Origin of the sequence: Streptomyces doebereineriae, assembly GCF_031845645.1 — a bacterium.
Taxonomy (GTDB): Bacteria; Actinomycetota; Actinomycetes; order Streptomycetales; family Streptomycetaceae; genus Streptomyces; species Streptomyces canus.
The window spans coordinates 1-26189 of the sequence record NZ_JAVREZ010000023.1 but is presented as its reverse complement, the minus strand read 5'-3'; the positions used below and the strand labels follow the sequence as shown (position 1 = coordinate 26189).

23 protein-coding genes are annotated in these 26189 nt (G+C 68.5%); 10 read left to right on the top strand and 13 right to left on the bottom strand.

Annotation, left to right across the window (positions count from 1 at the left end):
- Window positions 1-6 precede the first annotated feature (6 nt).
- The gene (locus tag RNB18_RS42575; protein ID WP_311719493.1) at window positions 7-441 is read left to right on the top strand and encodes a MarR family winged helix-turn-helix transcriptional regulator; all 435 of its coding nucleotides are present in this window, start codon (window positions 7-9) and stop codon (window positions 439-441) included.
- A gap of 74 nt (window positions 442-515) precedes the next feature.
- On the opposite strand, the gene RNB18_RS42570 is transcribed toward RNB18_RS42575, so the two are convergent.
- From RNB18_RS42570 to RNB18_RS42545, 6 genes are all read right to left on the bottom strand, one after another.
- Window positions 516-1802 (bottom strand): SCO2400 family protein, encoded by a 1287-nt coding sequence (locus tag RNB18_RS42570; protein ID WP_311719492.1) that lies wholly within the window; start codon window positions 1800-1802, stop codon window positions 516-518.
- 145 nt (window positions 1803-1947) lie between these two features.
- A complete protein-coding gene (gene yjfF / locus RNB18_RS42565; RefSeq protein WP_311719490.1) occupies window positions 1948-2979 on the bottom strand; it encodes a galactofuranose ABC transporter, permease protein YjfF in 1032 nt (343 codons plus the stop codon).
- Window positions 2979-4064, bottom strand: a complete 1086-nt coding sequence (locus tag RNB18_RS42560) for an ABC transporter permease (protein ID WP_311719488.1) — start codon at window positions 4062-4064, stop codon at window positions 2979-2981. The genes yjfF and RNB18_RS42560 overlap by 1 nt, the downstream gene beginning before the upstream one ends.
- A complete protein-coding gene (locus RNB18_RS42555; protein ID WP_311719486.1) occupies window positions 4061-5599 on the bottom strand; it encodes a sugar ABC transporter ATP-binding protein in 1539 nt (512 codons plus the stop codon). The genes RNB18_RS42560 and RNB18_RS42555 overlap by 4 nt, the downstream gene beginning before the upstream one ends.
- Window positions 5600-5761: 162 nt before the next feature.
- Complete coding sequence (locus RNB18_RS42550; RefSeq protein WP_266381992.1) at window positions 5762-6763, bottom strand: ABC transporter substrate-binding protein; 1002 nt, start codon at window positions 6761-6763, stop codon at window positions 5762-5764.
- A gap of 118 nt (window positions 6764-6881) precedes the next feature.
- Window positions 6882-7901, bottom strand: a complete 1020-nt coding sequence (locus tag RNB18_RS42545) for a LacI family DNA-binding transcriptional regulator (RefSeq protein WP_311719483.1) — start codon at window positions 7899-7901, stop codon at window positions 6882-6884.
- A 467-nt stretch (window positions 7902-8368) separates the two neighbouring features.
- Between RNB18_RS42545 and RNB18_RS42540 the strand changes: the two genes are divergently transcribed.
- The 8 genes from RNB18_RS42540 (at window position 8369) to RNB18_RS42505 (ending at window position 18637) form a co-directional block, all read left to right on the top strand.
- Complete coding sequence (locus RNB18_RS42540; protein WP_311719481.1) at window positions 8369-9529, top strand: mandelate racemase/muconate lactonizing enzyme family protein; 1161 nt, start codon at window positions 8369-8371, stop codon at window positions 9527-9529.
- Window positions 9526-10530 carry a zinc-dependent alcohol dehydrogenase gene (locus tag RNB18_RS42535; protein ID WP_311719480.1) on the top strand — a complete coding sequence of 335 codons (1005 nt, stop codon included), beginning with the start codon at window positions 9526-9528 and terminating at the stop codon, window positions 10528-10530. Before RNB18_RS42540 ends, RNB18_RS42535 begins: the two co-directional genes overlap by 4 nt.
- A 121-nt stretch (window positions 10531-10651) precedes the next feature.
- Window positions 10652-11620: a glycosyltransferase family protein gene (locus RNB18_RS42530; protein WP_284434363.1), complete on the top strand. Its 969-nt coding sequence runs from the start codon at window positions 10652-10654 to the stop codon at window positions 11618-11620.
- 147 nt (window positions 11621-11767) lie between these two features.
- Entirely contained in the window at window positions 11768-12874 is a 1107-nt protein-coding gene (gene chvE, locus RNB18_RS42525; protein WP_057616007.1) for a multiple monosaccharide ABC transporter substrate-binding protein, read from the top strand.
- Between the two features lie 41 nt (window positions 12875-12915).
- On the top strand, window positions 12916-14466 hold the full coding sequence (mmsA, locus tag RNB18_RS42520) for a multiple monosaccharide ABC transporter ATP-binding protein (RefSeq protein ID WP_311719478.1): 1551 nt from the start codon (window positions 12916-12918) through the stop codon (window positions 14464-14466).
- Window positions 14463-15707 carry a multiple monosaccharide ABC transporter permease gene (mmsB, locus tag RNB18_RS42515; protein ID WP_311719476.1) on the top strand — a complete coding sequence of 415 codons (1245 nt, stop codon included), beginning with the start codon at window positions 14463-14465 and terminating at the stop codon, window positions 15705-15707. Before mmsA ends, mmsB begins: the two co-directional genes overlap by 4 nt.
- Complete coding sequence (locus tag RNB18_RS42510; RefSeq protein ID WP_311719475.1) at window positions 15649-16821, top strand: aldose epimerase family protein; 1173 nt, start codon at window positions 15649-15651, stop codon at window positions 16819-16821. The genes mmsB and RNB18_RS42510 overlap by 59 nt, the downstream gene beginning before the upstream one ends.
- Window positions 16822-16996: 175 nt before the next feature.
- On the top strand, window positions 16997-18637 hold the full coding sequence (locus RNB18_RS42505; protein ID WP_311719474.1) for a pyridoxal phosphate-dependent aminotransferase: 1641 nt from the start codon (window positions 16997-16999) through the stop codon (window positions 18635-18637).
- 61 nt (window positions 18638-18698) lie between these two features.
- Here the strand turns inward: RNB18_RS42505 and RNB18_RS42500 are convergent, their stop codons facing one another.
- The 3 genes from RNB18_RS42500 to RNB18_RS42490 all read right to left on the bottom strand — a co-directional run bounded on the left by RNB18_RS42500 (window position 18699) and on the right by RNB18_RS42490 (window position 22580).
- A complete protein-coding gene (locus tag RNB18_RS42500) occupies window positions 18699-20132 on the bottom strand; it encodes a family 43 glycosylhydrolase (protein ID WP_311719473.1) in 1434 nt (477 codons plus the stop codon).
- Window positions 20114-21103: an arabinan endo-1,5-alpha-L-arabinosidase gene (locus RNB18_RS42495; protein ID WP_311719472.1), complete on the bottom strand. Its 990-nt coding sequence runs from the start codon at window positions 21101-21103 to the stop codon at window positions 20114-20116. Before RNB18_RS42495 ends, RNB18_RS42500 begins: the two co-directional genes overlap by 19 nt.
- A 118-nt stretch (window positions 21104-21221) precedes the next feature.
- Window positions 21222-22580, bottom strand: a complete 1359-nt coding sequence (locus tag RNB18_RS42490; RefSeq protein ID WP_311719471.1) for a DUF3500 domain-containing protein — start codon at window positions 22578-22580, stop codon at window positions 21222-21224.
- 60 nt (window positions 22581-22640) lie between these two features.
- On the opposite strand from RNB18_RS42490, the gene RNB18_RS42485 reads away from it, so the two are divergent.
- The gene (locus RNB18_RS42485; protein WP_311719470.1) at window positions 22641-23462 is read left to right on the top strand and encodes an alpha/beta fold hydrolase; all 822 of its coding nucleotides are present in this window, start codon (window positions 22641-22643) and stop codon (window positions 23460-23462) included.
- A 12-nt stretch (window positions 23463-23474) separates the two neighbouring features.
- Here the strand turns inward: RNB18_RS42485 and RNB18_RS42480 are convergent, their stop codons facing one another.
- From RNB18_RS42480 to RNB18_RS42465, 4 genes are read right to left on the bottom strand one after another with little or no spacing between them, the layout of a single operon-like run.
- On the bottom strand, window positions 23475-24005 hold the full coding sequence (locus RNB18_RS42480; protein WP_266522844.1) for an SUKH-4 family immunity protein: 531 nt from the start codon (window positions 24003-24005) through the stop codon (window positions 23475-23477).
- A 37-nt stretch (window positions 24006-24042) separates the two neighbouring features.
- Window positions 24043-24597: a hypothetical protein gene (locus RNB18_RS42475; RefSeq protein WP_311719469.1), complete on the bottom strand. Its 555-nt coding sequence runs from the start codon at window positions 24595-24597 to the stop codon at window positions 24043-24045.
- Window positions 24590-25399, bottom strand: a complete 810-nt coding sequence (locus RNB18_RS42470) for a hypothetical protein (protein ID WP_311719468.1) — start codon at window positions 25397-25399, stop codon at window positions 24590-24592. The genes RNB18_RS42475 and RNB18_RS42470 overlap by 8 nt, the downstream gene beginning before the upstream one ends.
- Complete coding sequence (locus RNB18_RS42465; RefSeq protein ID WP_311719467.1) at window positions 25396-26091, bottom strand: WXG100-like domain-containing protein; 696 nt, start codon at window positions 26089-26091, stop codon at window positions 25396-25398. The genes RNB18_RS42470 and RNB18_RS42465 overlap by 4 nt, the downstream gene beginning before the upstream one ends.
- Window positions 26092-26189: the final 98 nt, after the last annotated feature.

Sequence of the window (26189 nt, the reverse complement as noted above, 5' to 3'; positions counted from 1 at the left end):
GATCCCATGCCCACACCTCACAAAACCCGGCCCGACGCGCTGACCATGGAAGTCGTGGAGCTCATCGGGGACGTGGTGGCCCGCTTCTACTCGGACTACGAGGACGCGGCCGCCGAGCACCTCCTCACCGGGGCGCAGGCGCGGCTTTTGAGTCTGCTGTCCCTCGAGCCGCTGCCCATGCGCAAGCTGGCCCAGAAACTGAAGTGCGAGCCGTCGAACGTCACCGGGATAGTGGACCGTCTTGAGACACGCGGGCTGGTGGAGCGGCGGCCCGATCCCGCGGACCGGCGCGTCAAGGTGGCGGCGGCGACGGAGGCGGGGGTCCAGGTGGCCCGGGAGCTGCGGGAGGGGCTGCGGTTCGCGCGGGAGCCGCTGGCCGGGCTGTCCCAGGGGGAGCGGGAGTCACTGCGGGATCTGTTGCAGCGGATGCGGGACGCGTAGGCGCCGGATGCGGTGCCGTGGGTGCGGTCACGTACGTCCGGCTGCACTCCTTCGCTTCACATGAGCGAAGGGGTCTACGTGCACCACCACAGGAAACGTTCGCAGTCCGTCGGGGACGGGTCCGGGCTCGGGGCCGCGGTGGTGGGGGTGGCGGTGGGGGCCGAGCCGCCGCTCGTGGACGTGGCTGTCGCGGTAGGGGTCGACACACCGGAAGCCTTGGTGGGCGCCGACTGGGCGTCGGGGCTCTTGCTCGCGTCGGCGTCCTCGCTCTTGGAGGCGGAGGGCGACGGGGACTTGGAGACCTTCGGGGAGGGTGATCCCGAAGAAACGGTTCCGCTGGAGTCGGCCGCCGTCGACGCCGACTCGCTCGCCTCCGGGGAGGCGCCGCCCTCGGCCGACTCCCCGCCCGCCGCGGCCGGCTTGGGGGAAGACCCCGGGGCGTCCATGCCCAACTCCGCGAGACTCAGACCGCCGGCCGCGAGCACGAACCCGGCGGCAACCAGCAGGGTCCTGCGGCGGCGCCTGCGGTGGGCCGCGGCTTTGCGATCGCGACGGCTGGCTCCGCCGGTGGGGTCGTCGGGGTCGTCCTCGTCGTACTCGTCGGCGTGGGCGTCCTCGGGTTCCGTGGAGGGGGCGGGACCGCCGGCACTCTCCGCACTACGGCCACGCGCGCGCCGCCGCGATGCCCGGCCACCGGTCGGTTCCGGGTCGCGGCTCTCGTCGGCGGGGCCGCTGCTCACGTCGGCATCCGAGCCGGCGTCTCCCCCGAGACCGGGGCCGGGACCGGTGTCGGCCCCGATCTCCGACGACCCACCACCCGCCCGGTCATCCGCACGAGGGGCGGCCCCGCGACCGTCCCCGCCGTATGCCACGCCAGCCTGGGCGTCGCCGCCATACCCCGCACCGCCCCGGTCACCCGAGCCGAAAGAGGTGGGGCCGTACCCGTCCCCGCCATACCCCGCCCCACTCTCGCCACCCGGGCCGTAGAAGGTGAGGCCGTGCCCGTCTCCGCCGTACGAAGAAGCCGCACCCGTCCCGGTGGCGGTGCCGTATGCCGCAGCCGCCCCCTGGTCGCCGCCCGGGCCGTACGCCCCGGCCATCCCCTGGCCGCCGTACACACCCGTCGCGCCCGCGTCCCCGTGGCCGCCGAACCCTCCGGCCGTCGCCTCATAACCCGCGTACGCGCCCGCGCGGGAAGGGCCGCCGTACTGCTCCTCGGCTCCGTACGCCGAAGGCTCCTGCGGGCGGCCCTGGGCCGGTACGCGGGGGGCGTACGCGCGTAGCTCTTCGATCGAGGTGCCGCACCCCGGGCAGGCGAGGGCGCCGTTGAGGTGCCGTCGGCACGGGAGGCAGAAGTCCATGACGCGGGAAGATTAAGTTCCCAACCGGTAGCGTTCCTAGAGCCAGCTGTGAAGGTTGTGTGGGGAACCGGCCGTTCCGGTGCGGCGGTTCGAGGACGTTCCACTCCCATCGCATCGAAACCGACATCGCCGGTTCCCCGTCGGCTCAGGCTTTCTTACGGGTCGTCATCACCCGCTGGATCAGGATGAACGCGCAGAGCAGCACACCGGTGGCGATCTTCGTCCACCACGAGCTGAGTGTGCCCTCGAACTGGATGATGCTCTTGATCAGGCCGAGGACGAGGACGCCGAAGAGGGTGCCCAGGACGTAGCCGGAGCCGCCCGTCAGCAGGGTGCCGCCGATGACCACCGCGGCGATCGCGTCGAGTTCCATGCCCACGGCGTGCAGCGGGTCACCGGACTGGATGTAGAGCATGAAGAGCAGGCCGGCCAGCGCGGAGCAGAAGCCGCTCATCGTGTAGACCGCGATCTTCGTGCCGCCCAGCGGGAGGCCCATCAGCAGGGCCGACTGCTCGTTGCCGCCGATGGCGTACACCCGGCGTCCGAAACGCGTGTAGTGGAGGATGTAGAAGGCCGCGGCCAGGACGACCAGAGCCACGACGGCGCCGATCGACAAGTCCCCCACACCCAGCGGCACCCGCGTCTGCGCAAGGCTGCTCACCTCGGAGTCGTCGATGGCGATCGACTCCTTGCTGATGACCAGGCACAGGCCCCGGAAGAGGAAGAGACCGGCAAGCGTCACGATGAACGGCTGGATCTCGAAGTTGTGGATCACATAGCCCATGAGGAAGCCGCCGAACGCTCCCACAGCCAAGGATATGGGGATCACCAGGAGCAGGGGCAGGCCCACGTCCTGTACCAGCCACGCCGTGAGCATCGTCGTGAAGCCGATCACCGAGCCCACCGACAGGTCGATGCCGCCCGACATGATGACGAAGGTGGCCCCGACGGCGGCGACCAGCAGATAGCCGTTGTCGATGAACAGGTTGAGGAACACCTGCGAGTCGCCGAAGCCGTAGTTCTGGTAGCGGCTGAGGCCGACGATGTACATCACGAGGAACAGGCCGGCCGTGACCAGGACGGGCAGCCGCCGGTCGCCGAGCAGGCGGGCGGACCTGGACGTCGTACGGCGCTCCGGCGCGCCCGGTGTCGCGGGAGTCCTGGTGGTCGTACTCATCACGACACCTCCATCTTGGGAGCGGAGTCGGCGGGCTCGGCGACCGCGGCGGGCGCTGCCGGGCCCGCGGTCTTCGCGCGGCCGCCGAAGACCTTGGCGCGGAACTTCGGGGACTGGAGCAGGCACACGACGATGACGACGGCTGCCTTGAAGACCAGGTTGGTCTGGGTGGGAACGCCGATGGTGTAGATCGTCGTCGTGAGGGTCTGGATGACCAGGGCGCCGACGACCGTGCCGCCGATGGAGAAGCGTCCGCCGAGCAGCGAGGTGCCGCCGATGACGACGGCGAGGATCGCGTCGAGTTCGATCCACAGGCCGGCGTTGTTGCCGTCCGCGGCCGAGGTGTTGGAGCTGATCATCAGGCCCGCGATGCCCGCGCACACCGCGCAGAACACGTACACCATGATCTTGATGCGCATCGACCGGATGCCCACCAGACGACTGGCCTCGGCGTTGCCGCCCACCGACTCGACGAGCAGACCGAGGGCCGTGCGGCGGGTCAGCAGGACGGTGACGGCCACGACCGCGGCCACCACGAAGATGGAGAAGGGCAGCGTCAGCCAGTAGCCGCCGCCGATGAGCTTGTACGGCTCGCTGTTGATGGTGATGATCTGGCCGTCGGTGATCAGCTGGGCGACACCGCGGCCGGCGACCATGATGATGAGGGTCGCGATGATGGGCTGGATGCCCATCCTGGCGACGAGGAAGCCGTTCCACAGGCCGCAGACCACCGCCGCGATCAGGCCGAGGCCCATCGCGAGCAGCACTGCGGACAGGGCGCCCTGGTCGGCCCGGTCGCTGATGTACGAACAGGTCAGGGCCCCGGTGATGGCGACCACGGCGCCGACCGAGAGGTCGATGCCGCCGGTGGCGATGACCAGGGTCATGCCGACCGCCACCAGGATCAGGGGCGAGCCGAACAGCACGATCGAGACGAGGCTGCCGTAGAGGTGGCCGTTCGTCATGTGGATCGCGAAGAAGTCGGGCGTGAAGGGAACGTTGACGAGCAGCAGGGCAACCAGGACCGCGACCGGCCAGAACAGGTGATGGTGCGTCAGTGCTCGCCAGCGGGAGGTGGTGGTCACTGGTGTTCTCCGCTCGCGATGGTCTCGAGGATCTTGCTGGGGGTGATCTCGGGCCCGTTGGTGAGCTGTGCCACCAGCTTGCGGTCGCGCAGCACCCCGATGGTGTGGCTGAGGCGGAGGACCTCCTCCAGCTCGGCCGCGATGTAGAGCACGGACATGCCGTCCTCGGAGAGGGAGACCACCAGCTTCTGGATCTCCGTCTTGGCACCGATGTCGATACCGCGCGTCGGCTCGTCCAGGATCAGCAGCTTCGGCTGGGTGATCAGCCAGCGGGCGAGAAGCACCTTCTGCTGGTTTCCGCCGCTCAACTGGCCGACCCTGGCCTCCGGGTTGGCGGGACGGATGTCCAGCGCCTTGATGTACTTGGCGACGAGTTCGTCGCGCTGCGCGGTGGGGATGGGCCGGGTCCAGCCGCGGGCCGCCTGCAGGGCGAGGATGATGTTCTCACGGACCGTCAGATCCGGGACCAGACCCTCGGTCTTGCGGTTCTCCGAGCAGAACGCGACCCCGGCGCCGATGGCGTCGTTCGGGGCGCTCATGGAGACCTGCTTGCCGCCGATGGTCACCGTGCCGCTGTCCGGCTGGTCGGCGCCGAAGAGCAGCCGGGCCAGTTCGGTGCGGCCGGAACCGAGCAGGCCCGCGAGGCCGACGACCTCGCCCTTCTTGATGTCCAGGTCGAAGGGGGCGATGCCGCCGGTCCTGCCGAGGCCCTCCGCCTTCAGCAGCGACTCGCCCACGTCCGCGTGGAGTTGCTGGTCGTGCAGCTCCTCCAGCTGGTCCAGGGCCTTGCCGATCATCAGCTCGATCAGCCCGACCTGGTCGAGGTCGCGGACCATGTGCTCGCCGACCAGGGTGCCGTTGCGCAGGACGGTCATACGGTCGCAGATCTCGTAGATCTGGTCGAGGAAGTGGGAGACGAAGAGGATCGCCACGCCCTCGTCCCTCAACTGCCGCATCAGGCGGAACAGTTCGAGGACCTCGTCACGGTCGAGACTGGAGGTCGGCTCGTCCAGGACCAGGACCTTGGTGCCGGAGCCCTCGCCGTCGCTGTCGCCGGTGCCCACCGACCGTACGATCGCGACCAGTTGCTGCACCGCGAGGGGGTACGAGGACAGCGGTGCGGTGACGTCGATGTCCAGGCCGAGGCGGTCGACGAGCTCCGCCGCCTCCTTGCGCATGCGCTTCCACTGGATGCGGCCCGCGCGGGTGGGTTCACGTCCGATGAAGATGTTCTCCGCCACCGACAGGTTGGGGCAGAGGTTGACCTCCTGGTAGACCGTGCTGATGCCGGCGTGCTGCGCCTGCAGCGGGCTGCCGATCCGCACGGCCTTGCCGTCGAGGGTGATGGTGCCGCCGTCCAGGGAGTAGACCCCGGTCAGCACCTTGATCAGGGTGGACTTCCCTGCCCCGTTCTCGCCCATCAGGGCGTGGATCTCGCCGGGGAAGAGCCGGAAGTCGACGCCCGACAGAGCCCTTACCCCCGGAAACTCTTTGACTATGCCCGTCATCTCCAGGACGGGCTGCGGCTCTGCCATGGCAGCGCTCCTCATGGACTCAGCGAATCTCGTTCACGGCCCGGGGGGAGCCTCCCTGAGCCGAGCTGTGCTCGGCCTGCCGGAGGCTCCCTGCCGGTGGGTGCGGTCGGTCGGTACCGCGGTCGGTCGGTACGCGCGGTCGGTCAGTACGTGCGCGCTCGCTCAGTACTGGCGGCTGGGGAGCGCGGCCTTGGCCTGGTCCTGCATGAAGTCGCCCTCCTTGGTCTTGATCCAGCGCTCGACCGTCTCGCCGTTCTTGACCTTCTTCACGACGTCCATCAGCTGCGGGCCGAGCAGCGGGTTGCACTCGACAATGGCGTTGATCTTGCCCTCGGACATCGCGACGAAGCCGTCCTTCACGCCGTCGATCGAGACGATCAGGATGTCCTTGCCGGGCTTCTTGCCCGCGGCCTCGATGGACTGGATGGCGCCGATGGCCATGTCGTCGTTGTGCGCGAAGAGGACGTTGATGTCCGGGTTGGACGTGAGGAAGGCCGCCATGACCTGCTTGCCGCCGGCACGGGTGAAGTCACCGGTCTGGCTGACGACGATCTTCCAGTCGTCCTTGTGGTCGGCGTCCATGACCTCCTTGAAGCCCTTGGCGCGCTCGATCGCCGGGGCGGCGCCGGTGGTGCCCTCCAGCTGGGCGATCTTCACCGGGCCCTTGACGCCGGCCTTGGCCAGGACCTTCTCAAGGATCTTGCCGGCACGCCGGCCCTCGTCGGTGAAGTCGGAGCCGACCAGGGTGACGTACAGGGACTCGTCGGAGGTCTCGACGGAGCGGTCGGTGAGGACCACCGGGATCTTCGCGGACTTGGCCTCCTTGAGCACCGCGTCCCAGCCGGTGACGACGACCGGGGAGAAGGCGATGACGTCCACCTTCTGCGCGATGTAGCTGCGGATGGCGGAGATCTGGTTCTCCTGCTTCTGCTGGGCGTCGGAGAACTTCAGGTTGTAACCCGCCTCCTTGGCCGCGGACTTCACCGAGTCGGTGTTGGCGCTGCGCCAGCCGCTCTCGGAGCCGACCTGGGAGAAGCCGAGGGTGATCGCCTTGCTGCCGTCGGCGGAGGTGCTGGACCCCTTGTCTTCCTTGGCGCAGGCCGCCAGGGTGCCCGCCGCCGCCACGCCGATCGCCGCAGTGAGGAAGTTCCTTCTGTTGAGCATGTTCTTCTCCTTTGAAGAGCCAGGACCGATCGCACTGCGTCCAGCCTGTCGATCATTATTCGAAATATCGGTCACACTGGTGTGCGAATGTTGCCGATTGGTGCTGCTTGGTGCCGCGTCAGTCGGGTGCGGTGCTGGCCCGGACGACGAGTTGGGGTTCGATGGCGACTCCGGGCGCCCCGGAGGGCGCCCGGCCCTCGATGAGATCCAGCAGCAGGGCGATGCTCCGCTTGCCCACCGTCGCGAAGTCCTGCCGGACGGTGGTGAGCGGTGGAGCGAAGAACTCCGATTCCGGGATGTCGTCGAAGCCGACCATCGCGACGTCCTGGGGAGTTCGTACGCCCGCCTCACGCAGCGCCCGCAACACCCCCAGTGCCATCTGGTCGTTGGCGACGAAGACGGCGGTCAGTCCGCGGCCGACCCAGCCGGCCAGTTCCTGGCCCGCACGATAGCCCGACAGCGGACTCCAGTCCCCCCGCAGCGGCAGCGGCGGCTCGACGCCCGCCGCTTCGAGGGTCGCCCGCCAGCCGGCGGCCCGGTCGGCGGCCTCCTGCCAGTCCTCGGGTCCGGCGAGATGCCAGACCGTGCGGTGGCCGGCGGCCAGCAGATGACTGGTGGCCAGCCGCCCGCCCAGCCGCTGGTCCACGTTGACGCTGGGGATCTCCGCGCCGGAGCCGGTCCCCACGGCCACCACCGGGAAAGGATGGCGGAGTTCCGCGAGGGCCTCGACCGCCGACCGCTGCGGAGCGAGGGCGATCACCCCCTCTACCCCGCCCTCGCTGAGGTGGTCCAGGGCCTCGGAGAGGGTCTCCACCGCGAGCTTGCGCAGGCTGACCGTCGAGACGGTGTACCCCTTGGCGCGCGCCGCCTCCTCCAGCGCGAACAGCGTGCTGGCCGGTCCGTAGAGGGTGGTGTTGGAGGCGACCACACCCAGGGTCCGGGTGCGCCGGGTCGCCAGGGCCCGCGCCGAGGAGTTGCGGCGGTAGCCCATCTCCTCGATCGCACGCAGCACCTTGGCACGCGTCTCGTCCCGCACATTGGGGTGATCCCCCAGGACGCGGGAGACGGTCTGGTGGGACACCCCGGCCAGGCGTGCCACATCGGCCATGGTGGGTGGCCGGAGCTGTACGTGGTTCACGGCCGCACCTCCTTGGCGATCGCTTGTGGGCAGGTCCTGTGTCGTGGGCTGACGATTCCGCGCCGCCCGGGTCATTCCGGCGTTCCGGACAACCCCGTGACATCGACCGGTGGGGCGGCTGGGAGCAGTGCCGACACGACGCTCGTACCTCCTTGGATGCCGGTGGGCACCGATCGGTGAATGCGGAGGTAATTGTGAGCGCTAACAATTCACGGCGGTCAAGAGGGCTGCAGCGGGAAGTGTCGTCACGGTTGAATAACGCCACACGCTGCGGGAGTTGAGGAGGGGAGGGCGGTTTCGCGCGGCCGTACACCCCCATGTGCGGCCATGTGGGCGCACATCGAAACCGTTACGTGTTCGACCACCCGACCCATTGACACTCCGACCGCGTCATCCTTACGGTCGGGTCAACATTTCGAACGTGAGCCGAAATTTCGAACAAGCTGAGAGTCTAGGGAGTAGCTGACGTGCGCATCACGGGAATCAGCACGCACGTGGTCGGGACGCCGTGGCGGAACCTGACCTACGTCCAGGTGCACACCGACGAGGGACTCACCGGAGTCGGCGAGACCCGCATGCTGGGCCACACCGACGCCCTGCTCGGCTATCTGCACGAGGCGAAGACCAACCACATTCTCGGGTCGGACCCGTTCGCTGTCGAGGACCTCGTCAAGCGTATGAAGTACGGCGACTACGGCCGGGCCGGCGAGATCGTGATGTCCGGTATCGCCGTGATCGAGATGGCCTGCTGGGACATCAAGGGCAAGGCCCTGGGCGTGCCCGTCTGGCAGCTGCTCGGCGGCAAGGTCACCGACAAGGTCAAGGCGTACGCCAACGGCTGGTACACCACCGAGCGGACCCCGGAGGCCTACCACAAGGCCGCCCAGGGGGTCATGGAGCGCGGCTACAAGGCGCTCAAGATCGACCCCTTCGGAACCGGGCACTTCGAGCTCGACCACGAGCAGAGCCTGTACGCCGTCTCGCTCATCGAGGCCGTCCGTGACGCCATCGGGCCGGACGCCGAACTGATGCTGGAGATGCACGGCCGCTTCTCCCCCGCCACGGCCGTCCGCCTGGCCAAGGACCTCGCGCCCTTCAAGCCCGCCTGGCTCGAGGAGCCGGTGCCGCCGGAGAACCTGAAGGCGCTGGAGAAGGTCGCCGCCAAGGTGGACATGCCGGTCGCCACGGGTGAGCGGATCCACGACCGCATCGAGTTCCGCGAGCTCTTCGAGAGCCAGGCCGTGGACATCATCCAGCCCGACGTCGGCCACATCGGCGGAATCTGGGAGACCCGGAAGCTGGCCGCGACCGCCGAGACCCACTACATGCTGGTGGCGCCCCACAACGTCGGCGGACCGGTCCTGACGGCCGCCTCCCTCCAGGTTGGCTTCACCTCGCCGAACTTCAAGATCCTGGAGCACTTCAACGACTTCGCCGACGCGGAGACCAAGAAGGTCGTCAAGGGCGCCCCGCAGGTCGTGGACGGCTACTTCCACCTCTCCGACGCCCCCGGCCTCGGTGTCGAGCTGGACGTCGACGCCGCCGCGGAGTTCCCGCAGCAGCAGGCCCGGTTCGACCTGTGGGCCGACGGCTGGGAGCAGCGCAAGCCGAAGGGCGCCGCGCAGTGAGCACCGCGGTCGTCATCGAGGCGCCCGGCGAGCACCAGCTCGTCGAGCACACCCCTCGTGAGCCCGCCGCCGGCGAGGCGCTGGTCCGCGTCCACGCCGTCGGCATCTGCGGCAGCGACCGCGAGGTGTACCAGGGCAACCGGCCCGAGGGGTACGTCTGCTACCCACTCACGCCCGGCCACGAGTGGTCCGGCACGGTCGAGGCGGTGGGCTCCGGGATTCCGGCGTCGCTCGTCGGCCGCAAGGTGGTGGGCGAGGGCTTCCGTAACTGCCAGGTCTGCGACCGCTGCCACGCGGGCGAGACCACGCTGTGCACGGCCGGCTACGAGGAGACGGGCTTCACCCAGCCCGGCGCCATGGCCGCCACGCTCACCCTGCCGGCCCGGCTGCTGCACGCCCTCCCGGACGACGCCGACCTGACGGCGGCCGCGCTCCTGGAACCCGCCGCCTGCATCGCCGCCGCCGCCCTCAAGGCGAACGCGCGGCCCGGCGAGCGGGTCGCCGTCGTGGGTACGGGGACGCTCGGGATGTTCGCCGTCCAGTTCCTGAAGGCGGGTTCGCCGTCGGAGTTGCTGGTGGTGGGCACCCGCCCGGACCGTGCGGAACTCTCGAGGACCTTCGGCGCCACCGACTTCCGCACCCGGGACCAGGAGCTGCCGGACGACTTCGATGTCGTCATCGAGACCGCCGGATCGGCGTCCGCCGCCAACACCGCCGCCGCGCTGCTCAGACGCGGTGGCCGGCTCGTCCTCACCGGCATCCCGGCCGCGGGCGCCGAGGGACTCGACCCCACCGATCTCGTCGTACGGCAGCTGGAGGTGCACACCGTGTTCGGGGCGCCGCCGGACGCCTGGGCGCACACGGTGCGGGTCTTCGGGGCCGGGCTGCTCGATCCGCTGCCGCTCGTCACGCACGAGTTGCCGCTGGACCAGTTCCCCCAGGCCATCGAGTTGGTGGGGTCCGGCGACCCGAAAGTCGGGAAGGTCCTCCTCCGGCCATGACACACCGCTGAGCCGTACGCCGGTACGGGGTACCTGACGACTTCGTACCGGCGTACACCCAGAGCCTTGCGTACTCAGAGCTGCGAATGTCGTCCGAAATACCGAACATGAAGGACAGCTTGTGACCGAGACCACCGCCAGCGCGGCCCGACGACCCGGCGAGCAGGCACTCGCCGCGCTGGGCCTGAACACACCCGCACCCGACCCCTCCGACGCGTCCCCGCACACCTTCCCCGGTGGCGGACGCTGGCGCACCGAGGTGCCCTCCGTGGAGGGCCCCGAGGCGCTCGGCGTGGTCCTCAAGGAGTCCTCGCGGCTCGATGTGCCGATCCACCGGATCAGCCAGGGCTCGGGCGTGTGGATGCTCACCGACGCCGAGATCACCGAGATGGTGGAGGCGACCTCCGAGCGTGACATCGAGCTCTGCCTGTTCACCGGGCCCCGCGGCACCTGGGACATCGGCGGCTCCACCCGCACCGACTCCCGGGGGGCCGGCCTGCGCGCCCGGGGCCACGACGCGGTCGCCGGGTGCGTCGAGGACGCCGTCCGCGCCACCGAGCTCGGCGTGAAGTGCCTGCTCGTCGCCGACGAGGGTGTGCTGTGGACGCTGCACCGGGCGCGGTCCGCCGGGATCATCCCGGCCGACACGACGCTGAAGGTGTCGGCGCTGATCGGGCCGGTCAACCCGACCGCGTACGCCGTGTACGAGAACCTCGGCGGCGACTCGATCAACGTGCCCAGCGATCTGACGCTCGATCACCTCACCGAGATCCGGCGGGTGTCGGCCGCCCCGATGGACATGTACATCGAGGCCCCCGACGATCTCGGCGGCTATGTGCGGATGTACGAGGTCGCCGAGCTGATCCGGCGCGGCGCACCGCTCTATCTGAAGTTCGGCCTGTCGAAGGCCCCCGGGATCTACCCGTACGGGCACCACATGCGCGATCTCACGCTCTCCACCGCCAAGGAGAGAGTGCGGCGCGGACGGCTCGCCCTGGACCTGCTCGCACGGCACGGGGCGGACGGCGACATGGCGCCGCTCGGCTCCCGGCTGCCGGGCGCGCTGAAGCGATTCGAAACGCCTGCATAACGTTCCGGACAACGCCCCTTCACAAAACCCGACGCAGTCGCACAGACTCCGACACGACCCCGCCTCTCCCGGTCGCTCCCCCGCACCGCCCCCAGGCACCCGTACCGCCGGACCGCACCCGGCCTCCCGACATCAAGGATGATGATCATGCGTACTCGTCGAGCCGCACTCACCGCCATAGCCGGCGCCGCCTCTCTCGCCCTCACCCTCACCGCCTGTGGCCAGGACAGCAAGGGCGGCAGCGAGGAGAGCACGGGCAGCGCCAAGGGCGGCACGATCGGCATCGCGATGCCGACCAAGTCCTCCGAGCGCTGGATCGCCGACGGCAACAACGTCGTCAAGAACCTCCAGTCCAAGGGCTACAAGACCAAGCTGGTCTACGGCGAGGACGACCCCGACCAGCAGGTCTCGCAGATCGAGAACCTGATCACGCAGGGCGTCAAGGGCCTGATCGTCGCGGCCATCGACAACAAGTCGCTGAACAACGTGCTCCAGCAGGCCAAGGACGCCAAGATCCCGGTCATCGCCTACGACCGCCTGATCCTCGGCACGCCGAACGTCGACTACTACGCGTCGTTCGACAACACCAAGGTCGGTGAGCTGCAGGCCAGCTACATCGTCGACAAGCTCGGCCTGAAGAGCGGCAAGGGCCCCTTCAACATCGAGCTGTTCGCCGGCTCCAACGACGACAACAACACCAAGTACTTCTTCGGCGGCGCGATGAGCGTGCTGCAGCCGTACATCGACAGCAAGAAGCTCGTCGTCAAGTCCGGCCAGACCAAGATCAACCAGGTCACCACGCTGCGCTGGGACGGCGCCACCGCGCAGAAGCGCATGGAGGACATCCTCACCTCGACGTACGGCAGCGGCAAGGTCGACGCGGTCCTGTCGCCGTACGACGGCATCTCCATCGGCATCCTCGCCGCGCTGAAGTCGGACGGCTACGGTTCCGCCAGCAAGCCGCTCCCGGTCATCACCGGTCAGGACGCCGAGCTCGCCTCGGTGAAGTCGATCATCGCGGGTCAGCAGACGCAGACTGTCTACAAGGACACCCGCAAGCTCGCCGAGGTCGCCTCGACCATGGTGGACGACGTCCTCAACGGCAAGAAGCCCGAGGTCAACGACACCAAGACGTACGACAACGGCTCCAAGGTCGTCCCCGCCTACCTGCTGCAGCCGGTCAGCGTCGACAAGAGCAACTACACGAAGGAACTGGTCGACACCGGCTACTACAAGGCCAGCGAGCTCAACTAGTCAGCCCTGTCGCCACATTCCTCTGATTGAAAGGCACGACCATGGCGGGACCCGTCCTGGAAATGCGCTCGATCGTCAAGACCTTTCCCGGCGTCAAAGCGCTGTCGGACGTCACACTGACCGTCCGTCAAGGCGAGGTCCATGCCATCTGCGGTGAGAACGGCGCCGGGAAGTCCACCTTGATGAAGGTGCTCTCCGGCGTCCATCCGCACGGCACGTACGAGGGCGACATCCTCTTCGAGGGAGAGGTCGTCCAGTTCAAGGACATCCGGGCGAGCGAGCAGCACGGCATCGTGATCATCCACCAGGAACTGGCTCTGGTGCCGTTCCTGTCGATCGCGGAGAACATCTTCCTCGGCAATGAACACGCCTCTGGCGGGTTCATCAACTGGAACGAGACGCTGAAGCACGCCACCGAGCTGCTGCGCCGGGTGGGTCTGAGCGACCACCCGGAGACCCGGATCACCGACATCGGTGTGGGCAAGCAGCAGCTGGTGGAGATCGCGAAGGCGCTCTCCAAGAAGGTGAAGCTGCTCATCCTCGACGAGCCGACCGCGGCTCTGAACGACGAGGACAGCGGCAAACTCCTGGATCTCATCCTGGAGTTGAAGAAGCAGGGCATCACCTCGATCATCATCTCCCACAAGCTCAACGAGATCCGCAAGGTCGCCGACTCGGTGACGATCATCCGCGACGGGAAGTCGATCGAGACGCTCGACGTGAAGGCCCCGGAGACCACCGAGGACCGGATCATCTCGGGCATGGTGGGCCGCGACCTCGACCACCGCTTCCCCGAGCGCACCCCGTACGAGGGCGAGGTGGACGCGGCCCCGGCGCTGGAGATCCGCAACTGGAGCGTCCACCACCCGATCGACCAGCAGCGCAAGGTCGTCGACGACGTGTCGATCCATGTGCGGCGCGGGGAGATCGTCGGTATCGCGGGCCTGATGGGCGCGGGGCGTACCGAACTCGCGATGAGCGTGTTCGGGCGCACCTACGGCCGGCACGCGGGCGGCCAGGTCTTCAAGGACGGCAAGGAGATCCGTACGAAGACCGTCGCCGAGGCGGTCGAGCACGGCATCGCCTACGTCACCGAGGACCGCAAGCACTACGGCCTCAACCTCATCGACAACATCAACCGGAACATCTCGCTGACCGCCCTGAACAAGGTCGCCAAGCGCGGGGTGGTCGACGAGCACGAGGAGCGGAAGGTCGCCGAGCGCTTCCGCAAGTCGATGAACATCAAGGCGCCGACCGTCTTCGAGACGGTGGGCAGGCTGTCCGGCGGCAACCAGCAGAAGGTCGTCCTCAGCAAGTGGATCTTCGCGGGTCCCGAGGTGCTGATCCTGGACGAGCCCACGCGCGGCATCGACGTGGGCGCCAAGTACGAGATCTACACGGTCATCGACCAGCTGGCCGCCGAGGGCAAGGCGGTCGTCTTCATCTCCTCCGAGCTGCCGGAGCTGCTCGGTATGTGCGACCGCATCTACACCATGGCCGCCGGACGGCTCACGGGTGAGGTTCCGCGGGCCGAGGCCACGCAGGAAGTGTTGATGCGCCAGATGACGAAGGACAAAGAGGTAACGCGATGAGCACCGATGTGACGAAGGTTCCGGCCGCGGCGCCGCCGGGCAAGGGCGGGGGGTCGTCCTCCGGCGGGGGCCTGCTCCAGCTGATGCTGAACGGGCTGCGCCGCAACATGCGGCAGTACGGCATGCTGATCGCGCTCGGCCTGATCGTCGCGCTGTTCGCGGTGTGGACCGACGGTGACCTGCTGCTGCCGCGCAACGTCTCCAACCTGGTGCTCCAGAACAGCTACATCCTGATCCTCGCGATCGGCATGATGCTGGTGATCATCGCGGGGCACATCGACCTGTCGGTCGGTTCACTCACCGCGTTCGTGGGCGCCTTCGCGGCCGTGCTGACCGTGCAGCACGACGTGGCCTGGCCGGTCGCGCTGGTGCTCACCCTGGTGGTGGGCGCGGTCGCGGGCTCGGTCCAGGGCTATCTGATCGCGTATCTCGGCATACCGTCGTTCATCGTCACCCTGGCGGGCATGCTGCTCTTCCGCGGTCTGACGGAGATCCTCCTGGAGGGCCAGACCCTCGGCCCCTTCCCGGACGGTCTGCAGAAGCTCGGCAACGGCTTCCTGCCCGAGGTCGGCCCGAACACCAACTACCACAACCTCACCCTGCTGCTGGGCTTCGCGCTGCTGGCCTTCGTGGTCTACCAGGAGGTCCGCGACCGCAAGCGCCAGCAGGAGTTCGCGCTGGACGTGCTGCCCAGGAACGCCTTCCTGCTCAAGCTCGTCGCGATCGCCGCCGCGGTCCTCGCGGTCACGATGCTGCTCGCCAGCTACCAGGGCGCGCCGATCATCCTGCTCGTCCTCGGTGTGCTGGTGGTCGGCTACGGCTACGTCATGCGCAACGCGGTCTTCGGCCGGCACATCTACGCGATCGGCGGCAACCTGCCGGCCGCGAAGCTGTCCGGCGTCAAGGACAAGAAGGTCACCTTCCTTGTCTTCCTGAACATGGGCGTGCTCGCGGCCCTGGCGGGCCTGGTGGTCGCAGCCCGCCTGAACGCGGCCTCCCCGAAGGCGGGCCTGAACTTCGAACTCGAGGCGATCGCCTCGTCGTTCATCGGTGGCGCGTCCATGAGCGGCGGTGTGGGAACCGTCCTCGGCGCGATCATCGGTGGTCTCGTCCTCGGTGTGCTGAACAACGGCATGAACCTCCTCAGCGTCGGCACCGACTGGCAGCAGGTCATCAAGGGCCTTGCCCTGTTGGCGGCGGTCGGCTTCGACGTGTGGAACAAGCGCAGGGTCGGTTCGTAGACCGGGCCGACCGGATCGGGCCCCGCCGCAAGGCGGGGCCCTTCCCATGGGAGGAGAGGAAAGACCGGTGAAGACGCTCTTCGGCAAGCTCGCCGACGGGACCGAGGTCGACCGGTGGTCGCTGGAGAACGGCGGCACCCGGCTGAAGGTCCTGTCCTACGGCGGGATCGTGCAGTCCCTGGAGGTCCCCGACCGGGACGGCCGGTACGCGAACGTCTGTCTCGGCTTCGACCGCGTCGAGGACTACGTCGCCTCCAGCCCGTACTTCGGCGCGCTGATCGGCCGGTACGGCAACCGTATGGCCAAGGGCCAGTTCACCCTGGACGGCAAGAGCTACCAGCTCTCCGTCAACGACGGGGTCAACAGCCTGCACGGCGGCACCCAGGGCTTCGACAAGCGGGTGTGGGACGTCGAGCCGTTCACCAAGGGCTCGGACGTCGGCCTGCACCTGTACTACACGTCCGTCGACGGCGAGATGGGCTACCCCGGCACCCTCAAGGTGAAGGTCACGTACACCCTCACCCGGCACGGCGAGTGGCGGATCGACTACGAGGCCACCACCGACAAGGCCACCGTCGTCAACCTCACCAGCCACGTGTACTGGAACCTCGGCGGCGAGGGCACCGGCACGATCGAGGACCACGAGCTGAGGATCGCCGCCTCCCGCTACACGCCCACCGACTCGGGTCTGATCCCCACCGGTGAGCTGGCGAAGGTCGCGGGCACCCCCTTCGACTTCCGCAAGGGCAAGCGGATCGGCCGGGACATCCGGGCCGGCCACGAGCAGCAGGTCCTCGCCAAGGGCTACGACCACAACTGGGTGCTCGACAAGGGCATCACGGCCAAGCCCGAGCACGTGGCGACCCTGCGCGACCCGTCGTCGGGCCGCACGCTGAAGATCTCCACCGTCGAGCCGGGGCTGCAGTTCTACTCCGGCAACTTCCTCGACGGCACGCTCACCGGCACCGGCGGTCACACCTACCGCCAGGGCGACGCGCTGTGCCTGGAGACGCAGCACTTCCCGGACGCGCCGAACCACCCGTCGTTCGCGTCGACGGTGCTGCGTCCCGGCCAGGCATACCGGACGACGACGATTCACTCGTTCGGCTCCTGACCTGGTGAGATGACGAGTTCGGGCCCGGGGTTCCCGAACTCACACTTCTTTCACACCCGTTGAACAGCGCCACGCAGGCATCCGTATGTAAGGGCGGCCCGTGCTCCCCCGCGCGGGCCACCCAATGACGACGGACCCGGCCGTCCCCGCCGGGTCCGCCCCATACGGAGGTTCGATGGCCGACAACGTCACCTCGTTGTTCCGCAGCACGGCTGCGCACAGCCCGTCCATGGCGGCGCTGGCGCGCGAGGGCGGCGACGGGACGGGGCCGGTGGACTTCTGTATCCCCTGCAATCCCTACTTTCCCACTCCGGCGATGATGGACACCATGGCCTCGCGGCTGAAGGACATCATCACGTACTACCCCAGCAGCGCCGACACGATCACCGCCGAGCTGTGCAACCTGCTCCAACTCCCGCCGCAGGCCGTGGCGATGGGCAACGGCTCGACCGAACTGATCACCTGGATCGACCACCTGCTGGTCCGCGAGTCCCTCGCCATCCCCGTCCCCACCTTCGGCCGCTGGACCGACCAGCCGATGGAGACCGGCAAGCGGGTCGACATGTTCCCGCTCCAGGAGTCCAGCGGATTCGCCCTGGACCTCGCGCAGTACGCCGAGTTCATACGCACCCGGGGCACGCGGGTCGCGGTCATCTGCAACCCGAACAACCCCGACGGCGGCTTCCTCCACAAGCACGCGCTCGTGCAGTTCATGGACGCCATGGCCGACCTCGACCTCATCGTCATCGACGAGTCGTTCCTGGAGTTCGCGGACGCCGAGCAGGAGCCCTCGGTGGTCCAGGAGGCGATGATCCGGCCCAACGTCATCGTCCTGCGCAGCCTCGGCAAGAACTTCGGCCTGCACGGCATCCGCTTCGGCTACATGGTCGCCAACCCCTCCCTCGCGGGCCGGGTCCGCTCGATGCTGCCGAAGTGGAACCTCAACGCCTTCGCCGAGTACGTGGTGTTCATGCTCAAGGAGCACGGCGCCGAGTACGCGCAGAGCCTCCATCAGGTCCGCCGGGACCGTCTCGACATGGCGAGCCAGCTCGCCGCGCTGCCCGGCCTGACCGTCTACCCCTCCCAGGGAAACTTCCTCTTCGTGCGCCTGCCCGTGGGCGCCGAAGGCACCGTGGTCCGGGACCGGATGCTCACCGAGCACCGGATCCTCGTCCGCGAGTGCGGCAACAAGATCGGCTCTTCAAGCCGCTTCCTGCGACTCGTGGTGCGCCCCCAGGTGGACGTGCGTCGCCTGGTGTCCGGCCTGGAACAGGTGCTCTACGGGACCAGGAGGGGAGCCGCCGTGCCCGAGCTCGCTCAAGGGACCAGCTACAGCTCGGGTACGGCGGCAGTGGATCGCTTGGTCGGCCAGACCAACGGGGCCGGCATGCAGGACCTCGCCGCGATGGCCGTCGGCGGTGGAGGGATGGGCGGAGGCGTCGGCATGCCGATGCCGGTCGCCCAGCCGATGGCGGTGGCCGCGGCGGCGCCCATGGGGGTGGCTGCTTCCATGGGACCGGCGGCTTCCATGGGGGCGGGCATGCCGATGCCGGCCCAGATGCCGGCGCCGGCACCGATGCCTGCCCCTGCTCCTGCCCCGATGCCGACGCCTCCGCCGGCTCCGGCGCCCTTCGCGCCGCCCAGCGGGCCGACTCCGCCAGGGGTGCCGGCCCGTGGTGGGCTTACCGCCGCGCAGGTGCGGGGCATGACCGCGCCGGCGCCCGGGGCTCCGCAGGAGCTTTCCCAGGCGCCCGCCACCGGGTGGCCCAACGCCCAGAGCTGGCCGAACGCGGCGGGGATGGGGCAGGCCGGCTGAGTGGCCCCCTGCGGGTGCGTGGGGGCTGGTCGCGCAGTTCCCCGCGCCCCCGGTGGGTCATCTACACCGGGTTCAGGCGCCACTGTTGGCAGCCGTTGGACAGCCAGGACCACTGGCGTACGTCCGCCGCGTCTGCCGTTGAGCAGTCCGCTACGTCCGCCACCTTGCCCGTGGCCTGGTTGACGATGCGGACGTAGCCGCTGTCGGTCACCAGGAACCTGAACCGCTGGCAGGTGTTGTCGAGCCAGGTCCACTGGCGCAGGTCGGCGCCGTCGGCGGAGGAACAGTCGGCGGTGTCGAGGACCTTCCCACTGGCCGTGTTGACCAGACGGCTGGTGTCGTCGCCCCGGTCCTCGATGCGCCAACGCTGGTTGGTGCCACCGTTGCAGGCGTACTGCTGGACGTTGGCGCCGTCGGCCGTCGACCCGCCCGCCACCTCCAGGCACTTGCCGCTGTTGCGGTTCGTGATGGTGTAGGTCGTCGAGGCCGAGGAGGGTTCCCCCGCGGGGCCCGTCAGGGATGCGCCCAGGGCGACCGGCGTGCCGAGGTTCGGGGTGCCGTCGGAGTTCCAGGTGAACTTCTGGGCCCTTGTCGTACGGCCGTTGTCGCAGCCGTCGGAGGCGGAGTCGTTGGCGTGGTAGACGATCCAGTTCTCGGTGCCGTCGGGCGAGGTGAAGAAGCCGTTGTGGCCGGGGCCGTAGACGCCGGCGGAGTCGTTGCGCTGGAAGACCGGCGTGGACTGCTTCGTCCAGGAGGACGCGGAGAGGGGGTCGGAGCCGGTGAGGGTGAGCCGGCCGAGTTTGTAGTCGGGGGTCCAGCAGCCGCTCGCCGAGTAGATCAGGAAGGTCTTGCCGCCCCGTTGGAGGATCTCCGGACCTTCGTTGACCGAACCTCCGGACTTCTCCCAGGAGTTGGTCGGCGTGGAGATGGTCGAGAAGCCGGTGGCCAGGGTGTACGGGTTGGACAGACGGGCCGCGACGAGGTTCTGAGTGCCGCCGCTCGCGCTGCCGAACAGGTACAGCTGACCGTTGACGGTCGCGACCGTCGGGTCCAGCATCCAGGAGGAGTTGAGCTGGTTCTTGTAGGTGTAAGACCCCATGGGGTCGGACCCGGCGCTCTCCAGCACATGCGTCCGCTGGGTCGGGTTGTAGTCGGAGACGTTCTGCCCGGCCACGTAGTACAGGTACCAGCGGCCGTTGAGGAAGTGGATCTCCGGCGCCCAGATGTTGCAGCAGCGCGAGGCGGCGTCCCCCGTCCACACCTGCACGCTCGGTGCGGTGGCGAGACCGGCGAGGGTGGCCGACTTGCGCATGGTGATGACGTTGGTCCAACTCGTCGTCACCAGGTAGTAGTTGCCGGCGTAGTAGGAGATCCAGGGGTCGGCGCCCTTCTGCGCCTTGACCGGGTTCGAGAACGAGGCCGCGCTCGCGGAGGACTGTCCGAGCCCGAGGGCGAGGAGCAGGGCGGCCAGCAGGATCAGTAGGCGACGGGCCATCCGCTGCTCCAGTTCAGGAGGTTGACGCCGAGCTTGGGCGTGCCGTTGTCGTTGCCGTCGTAGTAGTGGTAGACGATCAGGTCGCCGTCGGAGTCGTTCATGATCGACTGGCCGCCGGGGCCGATGTACCGGCCGTGCGACTCCAGGACCGGGGTGCCGCCGTTGTTCATCATCGAGACGCCGTTCTTGTCGACGTACGGCCCGGTGACGCTGGTGGCGCGGCCGACCTTGACCTTGTAGGTCGAACTGGTGCCGGCGCAGCAGGTGTCGTAGGACGCGAAGAGGTAGTGGTAGCCGTTCCGCTTCACGATGTACGGCGCCTCGACGGCCTTGGTCCCGGTGGGGCGGGAGGCGATCGAGTACCGGGTGGTGTTGGTGGAGAGCTGCTTGCCGGTGGCCGGGTTGATCTGGATCATCTTCAGGCCGGTCCACCAACTGCCGAAGGACAGCCACCACTTGCCGTCGCTGTCGACGAACAGGTTCGGGTCGATGGCGTTGTAGTCGCTGGAGGTGGTGGAGGTGTACACGGTGCCCTGGTCGCTCCAGGAGCCGGGCAGGCCGGTGCTCGAAGTGGCGAGGCCGATGGCGGACTTGTTGGAGCCGAAGGTCGAGACGGCGTAGTACATCAGGTACTTGCCGCCCTGGTAGGAGATGTCGGGCGCCCAGGCCTCGGTGGCGTACGACGACCACCAGCCCGGCTTGGCGGAGAAGGCGTCGCTGCCGGCCGTGAACGCGATCCGGTCGGTGGAGGTGCGGTAGCCGAGGCCGCCGCCGGTGCCGTACAGGAGGTAGCGGCCCGCCGAGGTGCGGATCATCGTGGGGTCGTGGATGGTGGTGGCGCCGGTGACCGTCCCGGGGTTGGGGTACGCCGACGCCGTGCTCGGGATGAGGGCGAGCAGGGCGGCGGCGGGGACGGCGAGGAGTGCGGTCCTGCGGCGAAGAGTGCGCGGGGTGCGGGAGGTGCGGCTCACGCTGACGCTCCTTGAGTGGGGGGGGTGTTCGATATGTCGATCACCGATCAGAGCTTCGGACGGGACCGTAGAATCGAACACCTTGCGCGTCAATGGTCCGCGCACACCTCAGTGGTCGTCAGTGGTCCTGCTCCAGGTGCAGTTTGAGGAGATCGATCCCGTAGTCGCCGCCGTTCGGGGTGCGGATGATGGTGTGGATGTGCTCCTGGGACGGGGTCCCGCCGCCCATGCCCATGCCGCCGCCCGGGCCTCCGGCGTCGGAGCTGGAACTCGCGCTCGCGCTGGGGGTCGCCGAGGAGTCGCCCTTGTAGAAGAGCGGGGCCTGGGCGTCGTACTCGATGAGGACCACCGGGCTGTGCACGCGGTAGTAGAAGGCGGAGTCGTCCTCCGTCTCACCCATCCAGTAGAAGTACGTGTCGTCCAGGTGCTTCTTCACCTCGGCCATCTTGACCTCGGCGTGTCCCTCGTTGATGTAGCCGACGTACACACCGACGAGATCCAGCAGCTTCTCCTGCTGGGCAGAGGTGAGTTCGGAGCCCTTGAGCCCCTCGTAGGCGAGCTTCAGGTTGTCCTGGCCGGCGCCGGCCTTCATGTCCTCGTTGCCGTTCGACTGCGAGGAGACGGCCTTGGCGCGCCGGTCCGTGGTGAGGGAGCGGATCATGGCAAGGCCCGCCGTGGTCTCCGGCCGGAAGAGGGTGATCTTCTCGCCCTTGTACGTGCCCGTCGTGGGCTCCGAGCCCATGAAGGTCGGCGTCATCACCACCTGGTCGCCCAGGACGAAGTAGTTGATGGCGACGTGGTGGCCCTCGTACTGGAAGCCCCAGGGCTGCGTGGTCGACGGGGTGCCCATGAAGGTGAAGAAGTAGTGGCCCTCGGTCAGGGTCTTCTGGTTGCCGCCGTTGGAGTCGCCCAGGAACGCGTTGAGCTTCATGATGCCGCGGGTCTGGGTGATGCCGTCGGCGGACAGGGCCTTGCCGAGGAGCGCGTAGCCGAGGTTCCGCTGCTTCTCGGTCAGGTCGCCCATCCTGACGCCCTTGCGGTCGTAGCCGTCGACGTTGCTCCAGGCCGTCCATTCGTCGGCGTCGATGTCGAACACGCAGGACGTGCGCTCCTTCGTGGAGAGCCCGTCCAGGAACGTCTGCGCCGCCTTGACCAGCGCGTCCGTGGAGACGTCCGTGGAGTGGATCGCGTACAGGTCCTCGACGACGGTGCCGTCGGTGGTGACGCCCTTGACGTCCGCGTACTTGACCTGCGAGGCCCCGGGCCCCATGCCGCCTCCGCCGCCGCCACCGGGCCCGCCGGAGGGCATACCGCCGGCGGCACTGTCGGACGAGGCGGAGCTCGCGGTGTCGGCGGAGTCCGAGGAACAGCCGGTCATGGTCGCCATGGCGGCGACACCGCCGGCGAGCAGCGCCTTGTTCATGAACCAGCGGCGGCTGCGTTCGGCTTCTGGGGTACGTGGTCGGTGTTCATGCATGCGCAGCAGACTCCACGCCGTACCTGAAGTGGTCCTGGGCGAAACCTGTGAGGGGGATCGATGACGGCAGTACACGTGACCGTGTGGGACGACCGGGAGAGGGCCGGAGAGACGGCCGGGAAGGGGGCCGGAGGGAGGGCCCCTGCCGCCTTCGTCCACAACATCTTCACCTGGGGCAGCGACGCCCTGTACGGGTTCGCCGGACAGCGGCCCCTCGCCGACAGCAGGCAGCTGCTGCTGATGGACCGCCGGGGTTACGGCGACAGCCCGGACACCGAGCGCAGTGACTTCGAGGTCGATGCCGGGGACGTCCTGGAGGTGCTGGGCGATGGCGCGCACCTAGTGGGGCACGGGAACGGTGGTGTCGTGGCTCTCCTCGCCGCCGCGCACAGGCCCGACCTCGTCCGCTCTCTCGCGCTGATCCAGCCCTCCGCGTTCACCGCGGCCGCGGACCGTCCGGTCGTCGCGGACCTCCTGGACCGCGTACGCGGCCGTGCCCCGGGCATCCCGGACGACGACGTCACGCCGGAGCGGTTTCTGCGTACGTCGACGGAGGGGATCGGGCTGCCGGTGCCGGAGCCCACGCCACGTCGGCTGCGAGCCACCGCCACGTCGATGCGGGAGCGGCCGATCTGGGAGGCACAGATCCCTTTGGCGGCGATCCGGGGAGCCGCCGTGCCGGTTCTGGTGATCTGCGGGACCTGGGAGGACGCGCCGACGGCGTATCGCGAGTACGTGGGTCTCCCGCTGATGGCCGTCGCCGAGTCCCTCTCGGACTCCCTCGGGGCTCGCCTCGTACGGGTCCCCGGGTACTATCCGCACACCCAGCGGCCCGGCACCGTCAACGCCGCGCTGCGGGAGTTCTGGGACTCCGGGGCATGAGCGCTGCAGGACTCAGCCGACCTGCTCGAAGACCATCGACCACCAGCTGTCCGGCTGTGCGAACGCGTACGGGTCACGGGCCTTGAGGTATTCGACGAGCTTGTCGGTGTACGGGGCGCGGTCCTGCGGCGCGGCCTGTTCCAGGTGCTTGGTGCGCAACGCGAAGCGGTACAGGAACTCGACGAGGTCGGCGAGGGTCCGGTTCACGATCTCGGCGCGCGGCTCGGCGTCGAAGGACATGAGGATGACGTAACCGCGGTCCATGTCGAGGCAGTACCGCATCACGGGGTCGTCGGTGGGACCGCCGAGCACGAGGATGTGCGTCTCGTCGCCGCCCGCGGCCACCGGCACCACGGTGAAGGGATCGGGTCCCTCCTCGGCGGTGTCGAGGGTGAACAGCACGTCGACGAAGACGGGCACACCGACCTCGCACAGCACCTCGGCGTCGGCCTCGGACAGTCCGCGCTCCTCGGCGACGGCACGGTCCAGCGTGACCACGCGGTCCGCGCCGAACAGCTCCGTCATCTCGTCATGGGTGGCCATGCGTCCTCTGCTTTCCCTTCGTGAGCATGCAGGCGGATCAGTCGGCGAGACCGGCCCGGCGCAACAGTTTCAGCCAGTCGTCGTACTCCACCAGTTCGTCGTCGACCAACGCCAACCGCTTGTACTCGTCGAACGTGGCCAGCCGCTCCAGGAAGAACTCCTCCACGCTGGGCGCGAGCTGGTCGAAGCGCTCCGCGTCGGGCCAGTCGGCGCCTTCTTCCGGTGCTCCGAGAACTTCGCCGCCCGCGCGGTCGAGGAAGACCGGAGCTTCCTGGATCATCCCGACACAGTAGAGCTTCTCGGGGGACAGCGGCAGCGGGGAATCGACCACCGGCTCGCAGTAGAACTGGTGTTCCTCGGCCTCCCGCAAGCTGAAGAGCTGCACGGACGGCCCACAGCCCACGCCGTTCAGCAACCGGCAGAAGTCCAGGAACCTCCTCGGCACCCCGTCAGCCTCCGCGGCGGCCGCCGTCTCCTCGTCGATCGTTCCGCCGAGCGTGAAGCCGAGCAAATCCGAGCTCTCCGCCAGTGCCAACCGCAGGGCGTCCACCGTCGCGATCAGACGGGACGGTGCATTCCTCGCGCTAGTCATCTGGCCACCACTTTATGTCGATCTTGATGGGATTGCCGTCCGGAAGATCCTTGATCTGTGGACGCATCTGGTTCCAGCCGATGTCCTGGTTCGTGACTCGGTCGAGCATCCGCAGGTTACGCCACGCGTCCGGGCCTCCGACCTGGAGCTCGTGGATGTGGTCGGGCGACATGTTACGGGCGGCCTCCGCGGCCTCCTTGGCGAAGTCTGGGTCGTCCTTGTTGTTCCTGAGGATCAGCGCCGTCAGTGCGCCCTTGTAGTCCGCCGTGATCTTCGAGTCGCGGAAGTCCTTGGTCCTGCCCTTGAACTTGAAGAGCTTCCCCTCCTCGCCCAGCCGTTGCAGAGCCCGTGCCTTCCGCTCGAAGGCCTGCTTGGGCATGCCGGGCTTCCACTCCAGCGTGACGGTGTGCGGATCCTTCGTCGTGTCCGGGCGGTCCTTGCCGATCCCGCCGCCGTCACGGACGGTGTCCTGGTCGCTGGAGCGCTTGACGATGCTCTGCAGCATCGTCTCGATGTTCTTGTCGTTGCGCGCGTGGTTGTCCCCCATCGCCCGCACGCCCTTGGACACGTCCTGGAGGTGCTTGTGGAGCTGGTCCTCGGCCTCCTCGATGGCCCTGAGGATCTTCTCCGCCCCGGTCTCGACGGCCGCCGCCAGGGCGCCCTTGCCGCGCGTCCGGTTCAGCCCGGCACGGCTGCGGTGCAGGTGGGGGCGGGCGCCGGACTCGTGCTCGTCGGCCTGGGAGGTGAGCCGGTCGGCGAGCTGCTCGTGGAGCTCCTTGTCGCTGCGTACGGTCTCACTCACGCGCCGCCTCCCTTCGAGGTGAAGGTCCCCGTGGTCCCCGTGGCGACGTCCAGCCCCTCGGAGAAGCCCTCGCTGCCCGCGTGCAGGGTCTTGCCCGGGCTGTAACCGTCCTGCAGTCCAACGGCGTTGGCGCCGAGCTGGAGGACGAGGTCGGTGGCCATGTTGCCGAGCGCGGAGTAGACCGGGCCCATCGCGACGGACATGAGCTCCTCGACGAGGAGCTGTTCGGCCTCCTTCAGCAGCCGCCGCACGATGAGGCGGGTGGCCTGGGTGGCACCGAGTGCGCCGACTTCGGAGAGCCCGAGGGTGAACGGTGCGGCGGCCTGGGCGGCGATGATCTCGGCGGCGAGGATACCCAGTTGGACGATGGCGGCGACCTTGGCACCGGCCACGGCCACGGCGGCGCCGTCCAGGGCCATCGCCCCGAGGTCGGCCGCTTCGCCGAGCCGTTCCAGGTGTACGTCGCTGACCTTGCCCCAGTGCTGCTGGAAGGCCGCGGTCGCGATGCCCTCGTTGCCCTCCAGGAACTCCCGCACGACACCGGCCGTGGCGTCCTTGCCCGCCCGCATCTGCGAGGCGAAGGACCGCAGACCGTCGGCCATGTCCCGGTAGTCGTCCTCGTCGACGTTGGGCCACTCGACGCCGATGAGGTCCAGCACCCAGGCCGCCTCGTCGGGCAGCACGACCCCCATGTCCGTTCCCCCTTTGTCTTGGCAGGACCATTTCAGGTCACGCGTACGACGGCCGAACTTTACTACGGGAGGCGGGATTTGCTGGGGGTGTGGGAGGG

Coding starts and splice junctions, on each gene's coding strand:
- RNB18_RS42475 (WP_311719469.1), bottom strand. CDS start 24,597: ATGACTAGCGCGAGGAATGCACCGTCCCGTCTGATCGCGACGGTGGAC.
- chvE (WP_057616007.1), top strand. CDS start 11,768: ATGCGTACTCGTCGAGCCGCACTCACCGCCATAGCCGGCGCCGCCTCT.
- yjfF (WP_311719490.1), bottom strand. CDS start 2,979: ATGAGTACGACCACCAGGACTCCCGCGACACCGGGCGCGCCGGAGCGC.
- RNB18_RS42555 (WP_311719486.1), bottom strand. CDS start 5,599: ATGGCAGAGCCGCAGCCCGTCCTGGAGATGACGGGCATAGTCAAAGAG.
- RNB18_RS42480 (WP_266522844.1), bottom strand. CDS start 24,005: ATGGCCACCCATGACGAGATGACGGAGCTGTTCGGCGCGGACCGCGTG.
- RNB18_RS42505 (WP_311719474.1), top strand. CDS start 16,997: ATGGCCGACAACGTCACCTCGTTGTTCCGCAGCACGGCTGCGCACAGC.
- RNB18_RS42485 (WP_311719470.1), top strand. CDS start 22,641: ATGACGGCAGTACACGTGACCGTGTGGGACGACCGGGAGAGGGCCGGA.
- RNB18_RS42490 (WP_311719471.1), bottom strand. CDS start 22,580: ATGCATGAACACCGACCACGTACCCCAGAAGCCGAACGCAGCCGCCGC.
- RNB18_RS42550 (WP_266381992.1), bottom strand. CDS start 6,763: ATGCTCAACAGAAGGAACTTCCTCACTGCGGCGATCGGCGTGGCGGCG.
- mmsB (WP_311719476.1), top strand. CDS start 14,463: ATGAGCACCGATGTGACGAAGGTTCCGGCCGCGGCGCCGCCGGGCAAG.
- mmsA (WP_311719478.1), top strand. CDS start 12,916: ATGGCGGGACCCGTCCTGGAAATGCGCTCGATCGTCAAGACCTTTCCC.
- RNB18_RS42570 (WP_311719492.1), bottom strand. CDS start 1,802: ATGGACTTCTGCCTCCCGTGCCGACGGCACCTCAACGGCGCCCTCGCC.
- RNB18_RS42575 (WP_311719493.1), top strand. CDS start 7: ATGCCCACACCTCACAAAACCCGGCCCGACGCGCTGACCATGGAAGTC.
- RNB18_RS42500 (WP_311719473.1), bottom strand. CDS start 20,132: ATGGCCCGTCGCCTACTGATCCTGCTGGCCGCCCTGCTCCTCGCCCTC.
- RNB18_RS42465 (WP_311719467.1), bottom strand. CDS start 26,091: ATGGGGGTCGTGCTGCCCGACGAGGCGGCCTGGGTGCTGGACCTCATC.